Here is a 3,124-nt window from a genome sequence, read left to right on the forward strand (position 1 = left end):
GACCTTACGTATCAAAATTTATTAGGTTTTGATGAATATCTACGACAATTTATTAAGTCAAGTCCTACGCTCTATAAACGGCATAGCCTTTTCAAAGGTTATATTAATGAAGCGGTTAAACGAGGGCTTTGTAAGCACAACCCCTATGATTTATTTTCTATTCCTAAAGGGAAGTCTAAAGATCCGATATTTTTAACTACAGACGAGGTTATTCAAATCGAGCTTTTTGAAACAGATAATAACCGGTTAGATAAAGTCAGGGAATTGTTTATATTTCAATGTTACACAGGTATGGCCTATGTCGACACTCAAAATTTTAAAAAAGAAGACATTATAGAAATGGACGGTTATAAGGTGATTCGGTCCAATCGTAAAAAAACAGATGAAAGTTTTATATCACTTCTATTACCGGAGGCTGAAAGGGTATTAAGGAAATTTGAATATTGTTTACCCAAAATAAGCAATCAAAAATATAATGATTATCTGAAATTAGTAGGCTTACACGCCGGAATTAAAAAGAAAATAACCAGCCATGTAGCGCGTCATACCTTCGCAACCTATTTGCTCAATAAAAATATTCCTCTTGAAACGGTAAGTAGAGCGTTAGGCCATACCAATTTAAAACAAACACAACATTACGCTAAATTGTTGGGTAAAAAAGTCATTGACGATATGAAAAAATTAATAAATTAATTAGATTATTTATTATTAATAGCTTTAATCAAATTGCTAAATATACTTTTATTCTTTCCTTGAAATTCAATGACTTTATGTAACAAATCACCTTTTAAAGAAAAAGCATCTCAATTTTACCTAAAAAATTATGAAAGAAAAATCCCATATCAAGAATTAATAAAAAGGTAATATTACCCTTAAATGTTGTTTGTATTGATTTTTTTCGCTATTTTTATAGGGTAATATTACCCCTACAATGGATAAATTGGATATAAATAAGTTTCTAGCAAATACTTTTTCTAATAAGATTGAGCAACTTGATCTGGAGTTATTATTCAAAGAAAAAGCTAAAAGTTACGGATTGAATTTTACTCAAGCAGGAGAATTACTAAATATAGAAAGAAAAGCTCTTATTCCTATATTAAATGGAACTGCTCAAAATCCCAGCCCTGTAAATCTTTTAAAAATATCTGATTTTCTTGAAATTGATATAAAAACTGTATTAGCGAGTTTGGTTAAAAGTAGTGAATCAGTTTCAAAATTAGAGCAAGCCAGAGATGCGTCTTTTGTTGCAAAAAATTTTGATGTTGATAGATTATATTCAGAAGGTTTTTTATCATCGAAAAAAGACACCGAAAAAATATTAGACAGAATACTTAATTTTTTTGGATTCACCAGCGTTGTTGAATATTTAGAATTTAAAGATAAAATAAATTTAGTCCTATATAGTAAATCTAAGAGAAATTTCGTTGATAAAATGAGGAATTTTTCTGTGGAATCTGCTTATAGAATTTTTGAATTAATATCTAATCCAAACCAATACAAAAGGGAAGAACTCATTGAACTGTTACCAAAAATTAAGCCCTATTGTCAAGATATAGAGAAAGGACTTTATACGGTATGTAGAGCCTTATTTTCTCACGGCATTACAGTTATTTTTCAAAAGCATCTAACAACTTCACAATATAGAGGAGCTACTTTTTTTGTTAACGGAAAACCTTGTATTGTTATAACTGATTTAAGAAAGAATTATGTTACTATCTGGTTTGCACTACTACACGAATTATATCATGTTTTATTTGATGAAGAAGAAATAAAAAGAGAAGGTTATCATTTAACAGGAGAAGTACAACTTACATTAGTTGATGAAAAAGCCGCTGATAGCTTTGCCAGCGATTTTTTTGTTGATGATGCAGAATTTAGATATATAAAGCCACATATTAAATCCAACTTACTTGTTAATAATTTTGCAAAAAAAATTAGAGTACATCCCGCTTTTATATATTCAAAATTCCAATTTTATATGCAAGATGTAGAAAATAAGATTTATTGGGGAGCGTTTAATCAATATTTTCCAGATTATAAGAAAGCTGTTAGTAAATTAAACCCTATCTCATGGAGAGAAGATTATTCAATTTTATCAATAGTTGAAGATTTAAAACAAATTTTTGAAATACAAATTAATGAAAAAAACTAATATTAATAAGGCTCAAGAAGATAAAAAATATCTGGAAAAATTAGAAATTTTACAAAGAGCTAAAGATCAAAAAGAAAAACAATTAATTGTTGATTTTGAAACAGATAATATTGAGGAAATAGATCGAGTAAAAGAAATTTTAAATAAAAATTTTGATGATCCTCAAGAAAAATACGAATTGTATTATAATGGAATACAAAAAGTATTGATGAAATATTTGCCTAAAGGAAAAGATTTTAAGGAACAAAGACAAATAATTTACGACGAAAAAAATATGTTTCTAAATCGAGGAAAAGCGAAGAATGAAAAAGGTATTCGAGGCAGTGATGGTCGAATGACTTATAATGAGGATATGATGAAGTTAACTAATTTAATTTCTGATTGGGTTACCAGTTCGCAAGATCCTGTTGATTTATATCAAAAATTATATGATTTAAACGAAAAGTATGAATATGGACATCAAAACTATGATTATACAAGCCAATCTTTCCATAAATCAAGTAAAATTTCAAATAAAAAACACTAAACGAAATTCTTAAAATATTTACATAATTTTATTAAATATAATAAATTCAAAAGGATTAACCTTTTGTTAATACCCATAGTCATACCTATATTTTGAATATTATAATCCTTAGAATTATAATATTAATTATATGTATAGAAAAGGGCCCGTAAAAACATCAGGTTTTGGATAATTCAATCATTACTTTTTTGAAATCATCACTTGCTATTTCTTTGGCTAACCGATTAGAAAAACATATGAAATTTTTGTAGTAATCAATAATAACCTGTTTCTCTATTTGAATGTGTTTTTTTCCGAAAACATAGGCATTGCTCCAAGGCGTATTTTGCTGATGAGTAAGGTCCACCAATAAGAAAGGAGCTTTAGTTCCATATATCGATAATACCTCATCTATCGAAATTAATATATCACTATGTATTGTTTTATTTGCACTCATGTTAATTTCA

Annotated in this window: 4 protein-coding genes; 3 read left to right on the forward strand and 1 reads right to left on the reverse strand. The window is 27.8% G+C overall.

The window, feature by feature from the left end:
- The 3 genes from ASC36_RS10195 to ASC36_RS10205 form a co-directional block, all read left to right on the forward strand.
- The coding region (locus tag ASC36_RS10195; RefSeq protein WP_141656271.1) for a site-specific integrase at positions 1-693 on the forward strand (693 nt) is incomplete at its 5' end.
- 238 nt (positions 694-931) lie between these two features.
- A complete protein-coding gene (locus tag ASC36_RS10200) occupies positions 932-2,152 on the forward strand; it encodes an ImmA/IrrE family metallo-endopeptidase (RefSeq protein WP_055426387.1) in 1,221 nt (406 codons plus the stop codon).
- Positions 2,139-2,678 carry a hypothetical protein gene (locus ASC36_RS10205; RefSeq protein ID WP_055426388.1) on the forward strand — a complete coding sequence of 180 codons (540 nt, stop codon included), beginning with the start codon at positions 2,139-2,141 and terminating at the stop codon, positions 2,676-2,678. Before ASC36_RS10200 ends, ASC36_RS10205 begins: the two co-directional genes overlap by 14 nt.
- 157 nt (positions 2,679-2,835) lie before the next feature.
- Here ASC36_RS10205 and ASC36_RS10210 read toward each other — a convergent pair.
- Positions 2,836-3,124, reverse strand: a 289-nt coding sequence (locus tag ASC36_RS10210) for a hypothetical protein (RefSeq protein ID WP_394331996.1), incomplete at its 5' end; no start/stop codon positions are given.

Origin of the sequence: Apibacter mensalis (assembly GCF_001418685.1) — a bacterium.
Lineage (GTDB): Bacteria > Bacteroidota > Bacteroidia > Flavobacteriales > Weeksellaceae > Apibacter > Apibacter mensalis.